The sequence below is a fragment of the Actinomadura coerulea genome (genome assembly GCF_014208105.1).
In the GTDB taxonomy this organism is placed as follows: Bacteria; Actinomycetota; Actinomycetes; order Streptosporangiales; family Streptosporangiaceae; genus Spirillospora; species Spirillospora coerulea.
The window spans coordinates 7,277,449-7,294,064 of the sequence record NZ_JACHMQ010000001.1; the positions used below are offsets into that span (position 1 = coordinate 7,277,449).

Consider the following 16,616-nt stretch of genomic DNA (forward strand, 5'->3'; position numbering starts at 1 on the left):
CCGTGTCGCCAAACCGTCCGCACCTCGCTTCCCCGCTGGACGTTAGCACGGGCCGGAGACGATGAGTGGGTGCTCACCCGGTGATATTCGGCGGATCCCGAGCGAACCGCCCTCACAGCATGTAGCTTCACTTTCACCGTGAGTTGCCGCAACGGCTGTCGCGCGTCGTTCCACTCGGGGGAGGGGGACCGCATGGTGATCGCGGATCTGCTGGGCGTCACGAGGATGACGGCCGTCACGGTGAACGACCGCGGCCGCATCAGCCACTGGGACGACACCGCCGCCGACCTGTTCGGCACCGCGCGCCCGCAGGCCCTGGGCCGCCCGCCCGGCGACGTCCTCCGGCTCCCGAGGGAGCACCGCGGCGCCTTCGAGCCGGAGGCCTTCGGGCACGTCTGGTGCGGCGCCTGCACCCTGCGGCGGGCCGACAACGGGGAGCCCGCCGAGATCGGCTGGTGGATCTACCCGATCGACGGAGCCCCGGGCGACCACGGGGTCAGGGTGCTGGCGCTGGCCGCCGACCTGCGCAGGCTCCGCCGCGACGGGATCGGCATCACCGTCGGCGACCTCCTGCTCGCCCCGCCCGCCGGGCCCGGCCCGGCCGGCGCCGCCGCGCTCCGCCCGGCCGCCGTCCGGCTGCTGCGGGTCGAGCCCACGCTCGCGGGCCCCTCACCGGACGGGCCCGACCCGTTCGCGGGCCCGTTCGCCGACCGCCTCGCCGAACTGCTGCCCGCGCTCGACCCCCCGGCGTTCGGGAGGATCGCCTCGCAGGTCCTCGGCCTCGGCTGCCCGGCGGTGTCGCTGGGGCTGACCATCCGGCTGCCCATCGTCCCGCACACCGAGGCCGTCCCGCCCCCCGCGCCCACCGTCCCGCTGCCCCGGCCGCTGACGCGCGCCCCGGCGCCCCGGCCGCCGCGCGCCCGCCGGAACCTCTCCCACGCGCTGGAGCCTCTCGCCTACCTCGGCGCGGCCGGCGAGCAGATCGGCAGCTCGCTCGACCACCTGCAGGCCGCCCGCACGCTCGCCGAGGTCCTCGTGCCGCGGCTCGCCGACCTCGCCGCCGTCGACCTGCTCGAAAGCGTCGTCGCCGACTCCGCGCCGCCCGCCGGCGAGGTCGACGAGACCACGCCGATGCGCCGGGTCGCCGTCGCCCACAACGACGAGCCCGGACGCTGGGACGAGGCCGTCCCCGAGGACGAGCCGCTGTCGGTGCCGTCCTGCACCCCGTCCGTCCACGCCATGCGGACCGGGCGGCCCGTGCACATCCCCCGCGTCGACGAGGCGAGGGCCGCCCGGCTCGCCGCCGCGTTCGGGGCCCGGGACCTACGCCCTCTGTTCACCGGCCGGGCGCTGCTCGTCGCCCCGCTGATCGCGCGGGGCCGGGTGCTCGGCACGTTCATGCTGCTGCGCAAGCCCGACCGGTACGGGTTCGACGAGCTCGACCTCGCCATGGTCGACGAGCTGGCCCGGCGTACCGCGCTCTGCGTCGACAACGGGCGGCTCTACCGGCGCGAGGTCCAGGTCGCCGAGGAGCTGCAGCGCAGCATGCTCCCCGACGACCCGCCGGACGTCGCCGGGGCCCGCGTCCGCTACCGCTACCGGCCCGCCGAGCAGGCCGCCCAGGTCGGCGGCGACTGGTTCGACGCCATCCCGCTGCCCGGCTGCCGGCTCGGCATCGTCGTCGGCGACGTCATGGGGCACGGCCTCACCTCCGCCGCGATCATGGGCCAGCTGCGCACCGCCGTCCGCACCCTGGCCGCCGAGGACATGCGGCCCGACCGGCTGCTGCGCCAGCTCGACGGCCTCGCCCGCCGGCTCGGCGAGGACTACCTCGCCACCTGCCTGTTCGCCGTCTACGACCCGGTCGAGCGGCGCTGCACGGTCGCCAGCGCCGGGCACGTCCCGCCCGTCCTCGTCACGGCAGACGGGGAGAGCCGCGTGCTGCCCGTCCCGCCGGGCGTGCCCATCGGAGTCGGCGGCGAGCCGTTCGAGACGGTGGGGTTCAAGGTCGAGGACGGGTCCCGGCTCGTGCTGTGCACCGACGGGCTCCTGGAACGCCGCGACCGCGACCTCGACACCGGCCTGGAGGAGCTGCGCGCCCGCCTCGCCGAGACGTCCGCCGACCTCGACGGCACCTGCGACGACCTGCTCGACCGGCTCGCCGGGCCCACCCCCGCCGACGACATCGCCATCGTCGCGGTCGGCTTCGACGGCATCCCCCTCGACGACGTCGTCACCTGGCAGCTCGAAGCCGTGCCCGCCAGCGTCCCGTGGATCCGCGCGCAGGTCGGCGCCCGGCTCGCCGACTGGGGCCTGCCCTGCCTCGCCGACACCGCGCGGCTGCTCGTCAGCGAGCTCGTCACCAACGCCCTCGTGCACGGCGCCGGATCCGTGGGCCTCCGCCTGATCAGGGGGCGCACGCTGCTCTGCGAGGTGCACGACGACGGCGCCGACATGCCACACCTGCGGCACGCCGAGGCCACCGACGAGTCGGGCCGCGGCCTCCAGCTCGTCGGCCACCTGGCCGCCCGCTGGGGCACCCACCGCACCGAGGGCGGCAAGGTCGTCTGGTTCGAGCAGCGGGTCCCCGGCGCTGACGCCGCCGTCGCGGGCGCGGCTCGCGACGGTGTGAGGTAACTGTCCCGTTCGCGCCAGATACTTTCCAACGCCCGCTTCGTTCTGATCGAAGTGTCGCCGTTCGACGAGGCCGCGGGAGATGAGTTGGGTGAGAAGCTGACACTGCCGGTCCCCGAGACGCTCTACGGCACCTACGCCGTGGCGCTCGCCGAGCCGATCCGCGACCCGGCCGCCCTCGCCCGCGAGCAGCTGCTGCGGCGCACCGCGCCGCCGCTGCGCGACCTCGTCCTCGGCATGCTCGGCAGCCCCATGCTCACCCTCGACCAGCGCCCGGCGGAGGGCTTCCCGCCGCTGCCCGCCGACCTGCTCGCCGTGTACGGCGGCCCCCCGTCCGAGGTGGAGGCGGTCGCCGCCGCGGCGCACGTCCTCGCCGTCCGCGCCGCGTACCGGCCAGGGCGGCCGCCCGCCCACGAGTGGGCGGCGCGCGCCGTCGCGGGCGCCGTCGGCGCGGCCACGTCCGCCCCGGTGGTCGACGTCTTCACCCCGCAGGTCCTCGCGCACGACCGGCTCTTCCGCTCCCTCCCCGGGCCCGGCGGCGCCGTCCGGCTCACCGACTGGATCCTCCTGCCGCACACCACCGGCCGGGACGGCTCCTACATCACCACCAGGGGACTCGCCAGGTTCGGCCTCCCCGAACTGCAGACCGAGCACGTCCCGCCGGGCCTCGTCGAGCCCTGGGGGCGCCTGCTGAACGGTCTCGCCCACCACGTCCTGGACCTCTGGCTGGACGAGCTGCCCGCCGGCGAGCAGCCCCTCGTCGTCGAGATCCCCGAGGTGGTCTCCGTCGGCCTCCGCGACATCGCCGCCGCTCAGGGCGCCGACGAGCCGATGCGGCGCGAGGTCCCCGTGCGGCTGCGCCACGACCCGTCCCCGGACCCGGTCCTCACCGTGCTGCCCGTGGAGGACGGCCCCGACCGCCTCCGGTCCCTGTGCGCCACGCTCTTCGGGCCCGGATGAGCTTGCCTACGGCTGTGATCTCAGCGCAGGATCGACATCGTGAGATTCGGCCCGCGTGACCGTCGCACCCCGCAGCCCGAAGACCCCGGACCCGAGGAGGCCGGACCCGAGACCAGCCCGCGCCCAGGCCCCTACCCCGAGGACGTCCACGTGGCGGGCAAGGGCAACGCCCCGGACCCTGTCCAGGAACCGGCCCCCGCGCCGGAGGAGCAGCCGTCCGACTGGGTCCCCGTCCAGCCCCCGCCGGAACCCGAGGAACCCTGGACCCCCCACGCCCCGGTGCCGCCCCCGGCTCCGCCCGTGGAGACACCGGTGTCGCAGGAGGAGCCGCTCTGGGCGGTGCGCGACGCCCCCTCCGGGTTCGGCCTGGGCGAGACGTCGCCAGGCGAGCCCTGGACGCCCGCGGAGACCGCGCCCACGGGGCGGCACGCGCGAAGTGACGACGAGCCGTTCCTGCCGGGGAAGGGGCTGGCCGCCGAGCCGCCCTCGGTGACCGCGCCGGACATCCCGGTCCAGGAGTGGGCGCCTCCGCAGCGGCCCGGCCCCATGGCCGACCCCGAGCGGCGCAGGGCGATGGCGGACGCGTTCGTGGCGGAGTTCGTGGGCAGCACCACATGGCAGGCGACCCTGGCCGTGCTGGAGAGCGCGTTCCCCGGTCTGGGCATGGCCTCGACGCTGTCCCGCCGGACCGACGAGCTGTGGCAGACCATGGACCCCCTCGACCGGACGTCCGCGGTCAAGCTCGGAGTGCCGGCGTGGCTGGACGACGCGGGGATCGTCCTCGACCTCAGCGCCCGCCTCGGCGCGCGGGCGGCGCGGGCGCGGACCCACGGGCTGGCACGCCCGCCGCGCGCATCCCGGCCGTACGCGGGGGCCTTCGTCATCGACACGCTCGACCCGCTGCGCTACCACCGGGCGGTCGGCGGGCCGCGGGCGCCGCGCGACCTGCCGGGGGAGGGGGCCCTGCAGGCCCCGTCCGCCTCCGAGGACGACGACAGCGGCGTCGTGATCGTCGCGAACCTGACGTCGGCGGGCGTGCGCGTGCTGGACTCGGTGGCGCTCTGGCGCTACGCGGGCCGGGTGGTCGCCGGCACGGTGCGCGAGGCGGGCCGTCCGGAGACGCGCGTCCGGGCGCGCCGCGCGCTGCGGGCCCTGCGGCGCGTCGTGGTCGTCGACCCGGACCTCGGGCTCGGCCTGTGCCTCCAGATCGACGCGGCCCGCGTCCCGAGGTGCCTGCTGGCGTTCAGGGTGGACCGCACGGACGGAGCCCCCCGCTTCGTCCGCCCCTGATCAGTCGTCGGAACGCAGCCAGGTGAGGTCGCGCTGCCGGTCGGCGGGCAGCTCGCGGATGTGCTCGACGAGCCGCCACGGCTCGGTCGGCGGCGCTTCCTCGTCCGGCAGCACGCCGCACAGCACCGCGCTCTGCGTGCTGACCGCGACGAACGGCCCGAACCGCGCGACGCCGCCGCCCCGCAGCGACGCCAGCTCGGAGAGCAGCACGGTCACCGCGGCCGCGTCCTTCGGGTCGTAGAGGCCGCGCACAAAGGAGAACAGGTCTTCGGCGAGGACGTCGGGGCGCCGCCCGGACATCTGGTACACCGTGCCCCAGTAGGTGCCGGTGGCCTGCTCCGAGCGCTGGTCGCGGAGCCGGACGCGCAGCCCGCACTCGGCGGCGCACTGCTCGTAGGCCTCCGCGAGCAGCGCCTCGCTCTCCCCCTCCTCGCTCAGCAGCGCCCCGGTGACCACGCCCTCCTCCCGGTCGAGCCGGTCGAGCATCTCGCGGTGCAGTTCCTGGACGTCCTGCTCCACCGCGTCGAGCGTCCGCGCCAGCGCGTGCTGGGCGTCGCGGTCGAGGTCGAGGCCTCCCAGCTCGTCCGACAGGTCGCCGAACTGCTTCTCCAGCCGCTCGACCCGCCCGGTGACGGTCTCCAGCCTCTCCGCGACGTCGGACGGCGGCCCCTCGGGCTGCGGCGGCGGGATGGGAATGCCGACCGGCTCGGTCGCCTCGTCCACCACCCGCTTGAGCACGTCGTGGTCCCGCGCGAGCTCGTTGAGCTGTTTGCGCAGGTTGCGCAGTTCCGCCTGGGCTTGCGGAAGCCGTTTGTCGGACGCCAGGTAGAGCTCGCGTCCGGCGATCGCGAGGCAGAGCAGAACCAGGATCACGGTGGTCATGTGACTCCTCGGGAAGCGGGCTGCGCTCACGACGATAACCACCCCCGGCCGGGTTGGCCGAGTGCGCAGCGGATCCCGTCTGAAACGCCCTAGTTTCCTTTACCCGCCGTCGCCCCGGATACCCTCCGAGATCATTGTCGAGACCCACCCGAAACCCCGCTGAACAGGGCCCTGCGGCCTCCCCGCCCCACCACCCGAACCGCCCCCGGGACCCCGGTGACGCGGACACGAGCCCAAGCCCCCCGGACACTCGCGAGCCCGACTCGCCACCCCCCGAGAACACCAGGGCTCCCGGGGGCGCGGTGGGTCAGCCGAAGAGGCCGCCCAGGAGGCCGCCGAGGATCTCGGCGGCGCCGCCCGCGAGTTCGCCGGCCACGTCGCCCGCGATGTCTCCGGCGATGCCGCCGGCCGCGTCCGCGATCACGTTGCCGGCGACGTTGCCCGCGTACCCGGCGAGCGCGTTGCCGAAGGCGTCCACGGGCGCGCCGCCGACGTAGCCCGCGACGTTCTGCGCGTACCCGGCCGCGTCCATGGCGCCCATGGCCACGCCGCCGACGACGCCCGCCGCCGCGACGCCGCCCACCAGCCCTGCCGCGGCGGCGCCGTGGCCGAAGTGGCGGTGCCCGTGGTGGCCGGGCGGGCCGTGGTGGACGTGGGCCGGCGGCGGGTGGCCGTGCGGCGGGTACGGCGGGGGCCCCGGCGGCGCGGGCGGGGGCGGCCCGGCGTGGGCGGCCGGCGCGTACGGCACCGGCCCCGGCGGCGCCGGAGGGGGTGCCCCGTGCGACGGCATCCCGTGTGGAGGCGCGGCATGGGGCGGGGCGCCGTGCGACGGCATCCCGTGACCGGGTATCGGCGGTTGCGGGGGCGGCGGGAAGCCGTGCCCGGGCGCCGGGGGCATGCCGGAGGGATTCGGCGGGTAACCCTGGTCGGCCATCGGCACGGGCTGCTGCCTGCCGGGCGCCGGCGCGGGGGGCGGGAACTGCGCGTTGCCGTGCGACCCGTACTCGCCCGGCCCGCCGTAGGCGGCCGCGGGCTGCGGCGGTGGCGGGAAGCCCGGGTGGCCGCCGGGCGGCGGCAGCGGCGCCCGCCCGGGAGGCGGCGGGGGGCCGCCCTGCGCCGCCGGGCCGGGCCGGGCCGACCGCGGCAGCGCCGCCGCGGCCTCCAGCCACTGACTGATCTTGGCGTTCCAGTCGGTCTCCGCGGCCTCGGCGTGCGGCACCGTGAACACGCCGAACGACTCGTCGCGCGGGGTGTCGCGGTCCTCGGCGCGCAGGACGAAGGCCATGGCGCGCGGGCTGGCGACGAAGCTCAGCCCGACCTTCTCGATCCGCCCCTGGTGCGACGGCGGCGGGTTGAGGTGGATCTCCTGGTGGAACGGCAGCTGCTGGGACACGCCGCGCAGCTTCGACGACTCGAACGTCACGTTCGTGATCTGGAAGCCGAGCCGGGCGATCGAGGCGAGGACCCACTGCTGGGACTCGAGCGGCTCCACCGAGATCGGGTCGATGTCGCCCGGGTCGGGCTGCCCCGCGACGTCGATCTCGGTGCACATCCCGATGGTGAAGCCCGGGAGCTCGTGGCCGAGGACGGTCGTGAACGGCAGCTCGTACGGCAGCGGGATGGAGAACGCCAGGTCGCGCTGTCCTCCGGCGTCCAACCGGAACCCGCGGGTCAGAGCGCCCCGGTACACCTCGGGCCCCGCGGTCTCGCCGCCGTGGTTCTGCATGCGCGGCATCAGCGCGAGCGTCACCTGCCGGATCTCCGCGGGCCCGGCGCCGCCGCGCAGGTGCACCTTGCCCGCCACGACCCCGCCGGGTTTGCAGTTCGGCTCAGCAAGGATCGTGTCGACGGACGGTCCACCGCCCGCCATATGCCCGTAGGACACAGGCCGTTCCCCTCTCCCACCGCGAGGCGACACGCCTCGCGCCCACCGCCCGCGCGGACCGGCCGCGCGCACCAGAAACTTAGACCCCCTCCACCATGCCACCGGTTCACCCCGCCCGGACCAATCCTCCGATTTCCACCCACGTGCTCGCATCCGCCGATAGGTGCCGCGAGCCACCCCCGGCGACGTCGTCCGGCCGAACCTTGTCCTGGGCGGGCCCGCCCCTTGGCACTTGCCCGGCGCTGGGGCGGCTGCCGTCGGCGCAGGGGCCTGCGGCCGTCCTCGCGCGTGCGGCGGTCGGTTGAGAACGCCGCGGTGAGCATCGAATCGGTCGGTCCCGTGGCCGACGCTCGCGTCGTTCAATGGCCGCCGTCACCGACGTCGCCGGCCCTCCCGCCGCCTTGCCGCGCTGCTCGCCTCGTCCGCGATGGTCTTCGGCGCCGGCCTCGGCCCGTTCCTGGCCGGCGTCCTGTCCGAAGCCCTGCCCGCCCCGGCGCACCGTGCTCATCGCGGGCGCGGCCGCCACGACCGTCTTTCAAAGTCCCGGCCCACTTCGCTCGCCTGGCGGCTCTTGCACCGTCCCCGGCGCGCCCTGCCGGAGTCTGTCTCCTATGGAGTGGTGTCGGGGCGGACCCTGGGAACGTGCGGGTCACGCCGTGCCCGCCGCGCTCCCCTGGGGGTCCTTCGCGGTGGCGGCGGGCGGGGGCCGGCTCCGTGACCGTGTGGTCACTCCCCGCCCGGCGCGCCTGCGGTGGTCAGGTCTCCTTCTGGGTGACGGTCACGGGGGCGTAGGCGAGCTTTTCCAGGGGTTCACGGATCTGGGCGGCGTCGCCTACGGCGATGACGGTGAGGGCGTCGGGGGCGATGTGCTTGCGGTAGGCGCGGGCCACGCCGTCGGGGGTGGAGGCGCGGACCGCGGCCAGGTAGGCGCTCGGGTAGTCGGCGCCCAGGCCGTTGGCGGACACGTCGGCCAGCTCGGCGGCCACGGCGCGGGCCGTCTCGTACTCGGCGGGGGCACGGTCGGCCAGGGCGCGGACGGACGAGCCGTGCTCCTCGGCGTCGATGCCGCGGGACACGATGCCGCGCAGTTCGGTGAGGGCGTCGGCGACCGCGTCGGCGGTGACCTCGGTGTGGACGGCGCCCTGGGCGATGAACAGGCCGCAGTGCCGCATGCGCAGCAGGCCGGCGCGCATGCCGTAGGTGTAGCCCTTCTCCTCGCGCAGGACGGCGTTGAGGCGGGACGTCAGACCGCCGCCCAGGACGTGCGACGCGACCATCAGGGACGGCCAGTCGTGGTGGGAGCGGTCGGGGACGCCGTGGCCGAAGCTGAGGTAGGTCTGCACGGAGCCGGGGCGGTCGACCACGACGATGCGGGCGGCGGACTCGGGCATGATCCGGTCGGCGGTCGGGAGCGGCGCGGCCGAGCCCGCCCAGCCTTCCAGGGCGGCGGTGAGGGCGCCGTCGGCGTCGGTCCCGGCCAGGTCGCCCGCGACCACGGCGGTCGCCTCGGCGGGGACCACGGAACCGTAGAAGTCGCGGACGTGCGAGCCCTGCAGCGCGCCGACCGAGTCGGGGGTGCCGCCCGTCGGGCGGGAGGCGCGGGCCTGCCCGGGGAAGAGGACGGCGCGCAGCTCGCGCATGGCGCGCGTGCCGGGGTCGGCGTCCTCCTGGGCGATCTCCTCCAGGCGCTCGCGGACGAGGCGCCGCACGTCGGCGTCGTCGAGGGCCGGGCGGCGCACCACCGAGGAGAACAGGTCCAGGGCCGCGCCGAGCCGCGTGGTCGGGACGTCCAGCGCGATGCGCAGGGCGGTCAGGTCGGCGTGCGCGTAGAGGCTGGCGCCGAGCCGCTCGAACGCGGCGGTCAGCGCGGTGCCGCCGCCGGGCTCGGTGCCCTCCAGCAGGGCGCGGGAGGCCAGCGTCGCGACGCCGTCGAGGCTGGACGGCTCGCGGCCCGCCCCCGCGTGCAGGACGAGGCGGACGGCGGCGAGCCGCCGGCCGGGCAGGTCGCAGCGCAGCGTCGCGGGGCCGGCCGGGACGCGGCCCGCGGTGCCGGCCGGGAACGCCCAGGCCGGGACGGGACCGGGGACGGGACGGGGCTGCAGTGCAAGGCCGCTGCTCACGAGGTGCCTCCGTAGGTCAGGGCGGTGCGGGCGCCCGGGGCCAGCCAGCGGCCCGCCATCTCCTGGATCGCGTCCCCGGTGACCGCGGCGGCGCGGCCGGGGGCGGTGAAGACCCGGGCCGGGTCGTCGAACTGCGTCGCGTTCTGGGACAGCGCGTTGGCCAGGCCCGTCACCGTCTCGGTCTGCTCAAGGAAGCCGCGCTCCGCCTGGGCGGTGGCGCGGGCGGTCTCGTCGGCGTCCGGGCCGTGGGCGGCGAACCTCTGGAGCTCCTCGTCGAGCACGGCCGCGATCTTCTCGGGGTCCGGGCCGACGGCGTCCACGATGGCCAGGGACGGGCCGGACGCGAGCCGGGTGACCCCGGCCCACACCTCGGTGGCGATCTGGTCGCGCCGCACCATCCGGTCGTAGAGGCGGGAGCCGGAGCCGCCGCCGAGGATCTCGACCGCGAGCTCGGCGGCCTCGATGTCGTCGCCGCCGTCGGTGGGGAGCGCGAACATCGCGAAGTAGGCGGGGGAGGGGACCTCCTCGTCGAGCGTCTCGCCGCGGACGCCGGTCAGCGGCCCGAGCGCGCCGGGACGCGCGGCGGGCTGCTCCGGGCCGGCCGGCAGGCCGCCGAAGTAGCGCTCGACCGCCTCCAGGGTCTTCTCCGGGTCGACGTCGCCCACGACGGACAGGACGGCGTTGCCCGGCGCGTACCAGGTGGCGAAGAAGTCGGTGCAGTCGTCGAGGGTGGTGGCGTCCAGGTCTTCCATGGAGCCGATCGGGGTGTGCGCGTAGGGGTGGCCCTCTGGGAACGTCAGCGCGCACAGGCGCTCGAAGGCCGTCCCGTAGGGCTGGTTGTCGTAGCGCTGGCGCCGCTCGTTCTTCACCACGTCGCGCTGGTTGTCGAGGTTGGCCTGGGTCAGCGCGGCGGGGAGCGTGCCCATCCGGTCGGCCTCCAGCCAGAGCGCGAGCTCCAGGTGGCTGACCGGCACCGTCTCGTAGTAGTTGGTGCGCTCGAAGGACGTGCTGGCGTTGAACGCGGCGCCGGCGCTCTCCAGCAGCGCGGCGTGCTCGCCCTCGGCGACGTTCGCCGAGCCCTGGAACATCAGGTGCTCGAAGAGGTGCGCGAGGCCGGTGCGGCCGGCCCGCTCGTGCCGCGAGCCCACCCCGTACCAGATGTTCACGGCGGCCAGTGGTACGACGTGGTCTTCGCAGACCACCACGCGCAGGCCATTGCCGAGCGTGTGCTCATGCAGCGGCTGTTCTGCCACGGAGCGCTCCCGTCCGTTCGATGGGCCGGACAGCACCGCGCGCGTCGGGAGGCTTCCCAGGCGGCGGGCTTGATCTCGGTCTCACCGTACCGGGTGCGCCCGGCGCGGGGAGCGCCGACGGAAACTGTGGATAACCCGCGCCGGGGAAAGGCGCGAGGGCGGGCGCGGCGGGGCGGGAGGCGGGGGACCAGGGAGGCGCGAGCCTCAGGACGCCGCGGACTCGTGGGCCGCGATCGCGTCCTCCAGCGACCGGTGCAGAACGAAGATCTTGGTGAGCTGGGTGACGTGGAACACCCGCCGCACCCGGTCGTTGACGCCCATGAACGACATCGATCCGTCCCGCGCCCGCAGCCGGTGGTAGATCCCGACGAGCACGCCGAGGCCCGTGGAGTCCAGGAAGGTCACCTCGCCGAGGTCGATGACCAGGTGCGCGCCGCCGTTGTCGATGATCTCGAGCAGGGCCTCGCGCAGGCGGGGGCTGGTGAAGACGTCGATCTCACCGCTGATCTTGACGACCGTGAGGCCCTTCTCGACGCGATGCTCGACGGCGAAGTCCACCGGTGCTCCTCTCTGCCCCTCGCCTCGTCCAACCCTGGAGAAGTTCTAGGGCATCGTCGGGGGAACTCAATTGTTACCCCCGTCGCGCGCCGTTACGCGCGTTGTTCTGGTCGTGTCCGTCAGGGGGACCGGAACAGCGCCCAGACGACCTTTCCGCGCGCGAGGGCACGCCACCCCCACCGGACGCTGAACGACTCGACGAGGTGCAGGCCGCGTCCGGTCTCGGCGATGTAGTCGGGTTCCTTGCGGCGGGGCGCCGTCCGGCTCGCGTCCATGATCCCGCACAGGAGCCACGGTCCCTCGTGCCCGAGGCGCAGCCGGATGGCCGACGGCGCGGAGCCGAGCGGGTCGGCCGGGTCGCCGTACACGCCCTCGCGGTGCACGTCGTCGCCCGGCCGCCCGCCGGCCGTCTTCCCGCTGTGCCGCAGCGCGTTCGTGACGAGCTCGGAGACGACGAGGCCGACGTCGTCGGCGAGCTCGGCCATGCTCCACTCGGCCAGCCTGGAGATCGCGAAGTGCCGGGCCTCGGTGACCGATTCCGGATCGGGCTCGACGATGAACGAGACCGTGGAGCCCCGCAGTTCGGTCAGCGCCGTGACGGCCCTGTCCAGGCGCGGAGGCAGGTCGAACGCCTCCGGGACGGGCGTCGAGCGCCCAGCCTGGGCCCGTGGGTCGTCCGGCCCCGCGAGAGGGCCGAGCTCCCACCGCGTGTCGTCGTGCGCGTGGCGTGACGTCATTCCACCGGACCCCGCAGAGTGATCTCGTTGTGCAGCCGTGGCTCGGAAGTCTCGTGCGTTATCCTGCGCATCGTAGCGTGCGAATGCAAGGCCCAATGCACGTGCATCCGCGTCGCGAGGGTGTGGGGCGACGCGGATCGCATGCGGGTGATCGGAGGTAACCGCAGGACGCTGAGGCCAGTGGCACACTAGGTTCGCTGTCCGCCGAATAGCCGGGAGGTTGGGCGTGACTCCAGAGACGCCGGGAAGCGGGTCGACGGTTCGTCGGATCCTGCTCGGGTCGCAGCTTCGCCGTCTGCGCGAGCAGAAGGGCGTGACCCGTCAGGACGCCGGCTACGTCATCCGCGCGTCGGAGTCGAAGATCAGCCGGCTCGAGCTCGGCAGGGTCAGCTTCAAAGAACGAGACGTGGACGACCTGCTCACGTTGTACGGCGTCGGCGACAAGACGGAACGCGAGGCGCTGCTACAGCTTGCGCGGGAGGCCAACACCCCCGGTTGGTGGCACCGGTACAACGACGTGTTGCCCGGCTGGTTCCAGACCTATGTTGGCCTGGAGGAGTCGGCGGCGTTGATCCGCACATATGAACTGCAGTTCGTCCCGGGACTGCTGCAGTCGGAGGGGTATGCGCGCGCGGTGATCCGCCTGGGCAACGCCGGGGCCGCCGAAAACGAGATCGACCAACGCGTGGAGCTGCGCCTGCAGCGTCAGGAACGCCTCACGGGCGCGGAGGCCCCGCGCCTGTGGGCCGTGGTGGACGAGGGGGCGCTGCGGCGCCCCATCGGCGGGCCTGAGGTGATGCGGGGCCAGTTCGAGCACCTCATCGAGATGTCGAAGCTGCCCAACGTCACCATCCAGATCATGCCGTTCAGGTTCGGAGGCCACGCGGCCGAGGGTGGCGCCTTCACGATCCTGCGCTTTCCCGAGCAGGATCTGCCGGACGTGGTTTACGTCGAGAACCTCACCGGCGCGATGTACCTGGACAAGCGCGACGACGTCGACACCTACCTGCAGGCGATGGAACGCCTGTGTGTCGACAGTGCGACCCCGGAGCGCACCGTCGAGCTTCTCGGTGATCTTCTCAGAGAGACATGATGCTCCAGACCGATTACGACAACGGGATGCCGGCCGCCGAGCTCCTCGGAGCACGATGGCTGAAGTCCCGGCGAAGCAACTCCCAGGGGAACTGTGTGGAAATCGCCGAACTGCCCGATGGGCAGGTCGCGATGCGCAACTCCCGCCATCCCGAGGGCCCGGCCCTCATCTACACCCGCCCCGAGATAGAAGCGCTCATCCTTGGTGCCAAGGACGGCGACTTCGACCATCTCATCGCCTCCCGTAACTGATCCAGCAGCGGCCGGGTCGGCACCGGTTCACCCGAACGTCGACCCGACCTCCGCAGGAGACACAGGCCACCCCAGGCGCGAGGGTGGCCTTGTTCATTCCGGCCCTGGGTAGACCCGCGTCAGCCGCAGTTGCCGTAGGGAGCGGTACTGCCGTTGCCGCCGAAGCGGACGCACGCGCCGGGCGCGTTCACGTACACCGGTCCCGCGTACCAGGCGAACGAGCCGCTGTCGCTGATGGCGCTTCCGCCCTTCTTCTGGATCCAGGTGGAGACGGACGACTTCGTACCGACGTGCTTCGTCTTCATGGTGACGGCGCAGTTGTACTTGGTCGAGTTGCTGTAGAGCAGGTAGGCGACGCCGCCGGACACGGCCATGGAGCGCAGCGTGTAGTACCCGCTTCCCTTGCCGCCGCTGTTGCACGCGGACTGCGGCGTGTACTTGTTGGGCGGTTCCTTGGGAGGCGTCGTACTGCCCCCGCCGGTGCCCCTCGTGGGGGTCGACCCGCCGGGCTGCTGGGGCGAACCCGGTTTCGGGGACGCGCTGGGGCTCGCGGGGGTCCCGCTCTTTCCAGGCTTCGGCTGCCCCGGCTTCGTCTTCGTCGGGTTCTGGACGCTGCCTGCCGCGCCGTTCGCGGAGCCGGTGCCGCCTCCTGCGCCGTGGTTCTCGTCGGACGCCGAGACGGGCCGGTCCTTCGCGCCGCTCGGCCTTGTCGCCGCCCACGCCGCGCCGCCCGCGATGACCAGCGCCACGGCCACGGCCGCAGCGATCGGTATGGCGAGGCGTCCGCGCCCCCTGCCGTCCGACTCGTGGCCGTCGGGCGGCTCAGGAGGGCTCGGCGGCATCGCGAGCGCCCCGTGGCCGTGACCGCCCGGGGGAGGCGCCGCGACGGCGAACGGGCGCGGCTGCGGAGCCGTCCCCGGACGGCCGCCGGACGGGTCCGTGGCGTGATCGGGAGGCGGCGCCGCGGCGGCCATGGCGGACGGGGCGGGGTACGGGTTGGTCGATCCGGGCGCCGCGGACGCGTGCGGGGGCGCGGGGATCTCGGCGGGAAGCCCCGGGACGGCGGGCAGCGGCGGGACGGCGGGCAGCGGCGGGACGGAGGACACGGCCGAGGACGTGCCGCTGGCCGCGCCGACCAGCCGCTCCTGGGCCTCGCGAGCGGTCGGGCGCTGCGCGGAGTCCTTGGCCAGGCACGCGAGGACGAGTTCGCGCATCGGGCTCGGCAGGTCGCCGAGGTCCGGCTCGCCCGTCAGGATCCGCTGCATGACCGTGGCCATCTCGTCGTTGCCGAACGCGGGGCGTCCCGTCGCGGCGAACGTCATGGTCGTGCCCCAGGCGAACATGTCGGACGCAGGGCCGACCTGGTCGCCGGTGAAGTGCTCGGGGGCCATGTAGGCGGGGGTGCCGACGTTCTGCGTCTCACCGGCCGCACCCAGCGCGCGCGCCACGCCGAAGTCGATGACGCGCGGCCCGTCCGGGCCCATCATGACGTTGCGCGGTTTGAAGTCGCGGTGCACGATGCCGGCCTGGTGGATCGCGGTGAGCGCGGTGAGCGTGCCCACGGCCAGCCGCTCCAGCGCGCCGCCTCTGCGCGGGCCCTCCGTCCGCACGACGTGGAAGAGCGAGAGGCCGGGCACGTACTCGCTGACGATGTAGGGCTGGTCGCCCGCCACGTCGGCGTCCAGGACCTGCGCGGTGCAGAAGCGCGCGACGCGCTTGGCGACCTCCAGTTCGCGGACGAACCGGGCGCGGGCGGACTCGTCCCCCGCGAGCCTGCCGTGCAGTAGCTTGATCGCGACGTGGTCGTCGGCGCGGACGGCCCCGGCCCCGCCGCGCGGGCGCCCCAGGAAGACCGCGCCCTGCCCGCCCTCCCCGAGGCGGCCCAGGATCTCGTATCCGCCGAGCTCGCCCGGGTCCCCCGACTTCAGTGGATGGGCGTCCGGCATCGTCCTGTCCGTCACACCACTCGCTCCCCGTAGTTCCGCATCGTGCCAGGATCGTTCCGCAAGACTATGGCCAACGATGGTAAGCGCTCGGCGAAGCGGGTGATCAAACGATGGTGGCCGCGGCCACTTAATGGACTATAGTCCGCTTGTAGGGTCAGGGGAGGAGGCGATGATGGACCGTCGTCCGGCCGGTGTGAGACGCGTGGATCTGGAGCTGATGCGGACCCCGCCGCCCAAGGAGCGGGCCGACGCCGCCCGCAACCGCGTGAAGGTGCTGGACGCCGCCGCCGCGCTTTTCGCCCGGCACGGGGTGGAGGCGGTCTCGATGGACGCCGTCGCCGCCGAGGCGGGCGTCGGCAAGGGCACGCTCTTCCGCCGGTTCGGCGACAAGGCGGGCCTCGCCGTGGCGCTTCTGAACGAGCGCGAACGCGCGCTTCAGGACGCGATCCTCTCCGGACCGCCTCCGCTGGGCCCCGGCGAGGACGGCGCTGCCGTGGCCCCGTCCGAGCGGCTGCACGCCTTTGCCGACGCCTACCTGGACTACGCGCTCGACCACCTGTCGCTGGTGCGCATGTCCGAGACCGCTTCACCGGGGGCCCGGTACCGGATCGGCGCCTACGGCTTCTGGCACCGGCACCTGACGATCCTGCTCGACCAGCGCGGCGACGCCGTTCCGGACGGCGAGGCCGCCGCGCACGCCCTTCTGGCCGTCCTCGGCGCGGAGCACCTCACCGCGATGGTGGAGAGCGTCGGCAGGGAGCGGACCCGCGCCACCGTCCACAAGTTCTTCGGCCTGGCCCGCGCCTAGCCGGAAACGCGAAAGCCCCCGCGGTGCGGGGGCTTTCCCATGCCTGCCCGGAGGTGCGGCCGGGCCGGGGAAGTGTCAGGCCGGGTCGGGGGTCCGCCGGCGGCGGCGGCTCTCCGCCCGGCCCTCCGCGTTGCCCGGTGGACCCTCCGGGGCATGGTTGCGTTCCAACTGCGCGGCGACCGCCAGGGCGCGGAGCGAC

General features: G+C 74.4%; 13 protein-coding genes. 6 read left to right on the forward strand and 7 right to left on the reverse strand.

The features are described from left to right. Positions 1-192: 192 nt before the first annotated feature. From BKA00_RS33845 to BKA00_RS33855, 3 genes are all read left to right on the forward strand, one after another. Positions 193-2,637, forward strand: a complete 2,445-nt coding sequence (locus BKA00_RS33845) for an ATP-binding SpoIIE family protein phosphatase (RefSeq protein WP_185032004.1) — start codon at positions 193-195, stop codon at positions 2,635-2,637. Between the two features lie 84 nt (positions 2,638-2,721). Further along, positions 2,722-3,594, forward strand: a complete 873-nt coding sequence (locus tag BKA00_RS33850) for a hypothetical protein (protein WP_230298883.1) — start codon at positions 2,722-2,724, stop codon at positions 3,592-3,594. 39 nt (positions 3,595-3,633) lie between these two features. Further along, complete coding sequence (locus BKA00_RS33855; protein WP_185032006.1) at positions 3,634-4,884, forward strand: hypothetical protein; 1,251 nt, start codon at positions 3,634-3,636, stop codon at positions 4,882-4,884. On the opposite strand, the gene BKA00_RS33860 is transcribed toward BKA00_RS33855, so the two are convergent. The 6 genes from BKA00_RS33860 to BKA00_RS33885 form a co-directional block, all read right to left on the reverse strand. Then, complete coding sequence (locus tag BKA00_RS33860) at positions 4,885-5,766, reverse strand: hypothetical protein (protein ID WP_185032008.1); 882 nt, start codon at positions 5,764-5,766, stop codon at positions 4,885-4,887. 307 nt (positions 5,767-6,073) lie between these two features. Further along, positions 6,074-7,651 carry a sporulation protein gene (locus tag BKA00_RS33865; protein WP_185032010.1) on the reverse strand — a complete coding sequence of 526 codons (1,578 nt, stop codon included), beginning with the start codon at positions 7,649-7,651 and terminating at the stop codon, positions 6,074-6,076. 755 nt (positions 7,652-8,406) lie between these two features. Next, the gene (locus BKA00_RS33870; protein WP_185032012.1) at positions 8,407-9,771 is read right to left on the reverse strand and encodes a M16 family metallopeptidase; all 1,365 of its coding nucleotides are present in this window, start codon (positions 9,769-9,771) and stop codon (positions 8,407-8,409) included. Next, positions 9,768-11,024 carry a M16 family metallopeptidase gene (locus BKA00_RS33875; protein ID WP_185032014.1) on the reverse strand — a complete coding sequence of 419 codons (1,257 nt, stop codon included), beginning with the start codon at positions 11,022-11,024 and terminating at the stop codon, positions 9,768-9,770. Before BKA00_RS33875 ends, BKA00_RS33870 begins: the two co-directional genes overlap by 4 nt. Before the next feature lie 204 nt (positions 11,025-11,228). Further along, positions 11,229-11,582, reverse strand: a complete 354-nt coding sequence (locus tag BKA00_RS33880; RefSeq protein ID WP_089311207.1) for an STAS domain-containing protein — start codon at positions 11,580-11,582, stop codon at positions 11,229-11,231. A gap of 119 nt (positions 11,583-11,701) precedes the next feature. Continuing rightward, positions 11,702-12,319: an ATP-binding protein gene (locus BKA00_RS33885; RefSeq protein WP_230298884.1), complete on the reverse strand. Its 618-nt coding sequence runs from the start codon at positions 12,317-12,319 to the stop codon at positions 11,702-11,704. Between the two features lie 271 nt (positions 12,320-12,590). Here BKA00_RS33885 and BKA00_RS33890 point away from each other — a divergent pair, with 271 nt between their 5' ends. Together BKA00_RS33890 and BKA00_RS33895 are read left to right on the forward strand one after the other, a co-directional pair. Then, entirely contained in the window at positions 12,591-13,412 is an 822-nt protein-coding gene (locus BKA00_RS33890; RefSeq protein ID WP_221494348.1) for a helix-turn-helix domain-containing protein, read from the forward strand. Beyond that, positions 13,409-13,663 (forward strand): DUF397 domain-containing protein, encoded by a 255-nt coding sequence (locus BKA00_RS33895; protein ID WP_378188451.1) that lies wholly within the window; start codon positions 13,409-13,411, stop codon positions 13,661-13,663. Before BKA00_RS33890 ends, BKA00_RS33895 begins: the two co-directional genes overlap by 4 nt. Positions 13,664-13,782: 119 nt before the next feature. Here the strand turns inward: BKA00_RS33895 and BKA00_RS39505 are convergent, their stop codons facing one another. Beyond that, positions 13,783-15,624, reverse strand: a complete 1,842-nt coding sequence (locus BKA00_RS39505; protein ID WP_230298885.1) for a protein kinase domain-containing protein — start codon at positions 15,622-15,624, stop codon at positions 13,783-13,785. Positions 15,625-15,781: 157 nt separating this feature from the next. Here BKA00_RS39505 and BKA00_RS33905 point away from each other — a divergent pair, with 157 nt between their 5' ends. After that, complete coding sequence (locus BKA00_RS33905) at positions 15,782-16,417, forward strand: TetR/AcrR family transcriptional regulator (protein WP_185032018.1); 636 nt, start codon at positions 15,782-15,784, stop codon at positions 16,415-16,417. Positions 16,418-16,616 lie beyond the last annotated feature (199 nt).

Excerpts from the sequence above, each read along its gene's own strand:
- BKA00_RS33845 (WP_185032004.1), top strand. The coding sequence starts at position 193 with ATGGTGATCGCGGATCTGCTGGGCGTCACGAGGATGACGGCCGTCACG.
- BKA00_RS33860 (WP_185032008.1), bottom strand. The coding sequence starts at position 5,766 with ATGACCACCGTGATCCTGGTTCTGCTCTGCCTCGCGATCGCCGGACGC.
- BKA00_RS33885 (WP_230298884.1), bottom strand. The coding sequence starts at position 12,319 with ATGACGTCACGCCACGCGCACGACGACACGCGGTGGGAGCTCGGCCCT.
- BKA00_RS33895 (WP_378188451.1), top strand. The coding sequence starts at position 13,409 with ATGATGCTCCAGACCGATTACGACAACGGGATGCCGGCCGCCGAGCTC.
- BKA00_RS33905 (WP_185032018.1), top strand. The coding sequence starts at position 15,782 with ATGGACCGTCGTCCGGCCGGTGTGAGACGCGTGGATCTGGAGCTGATG.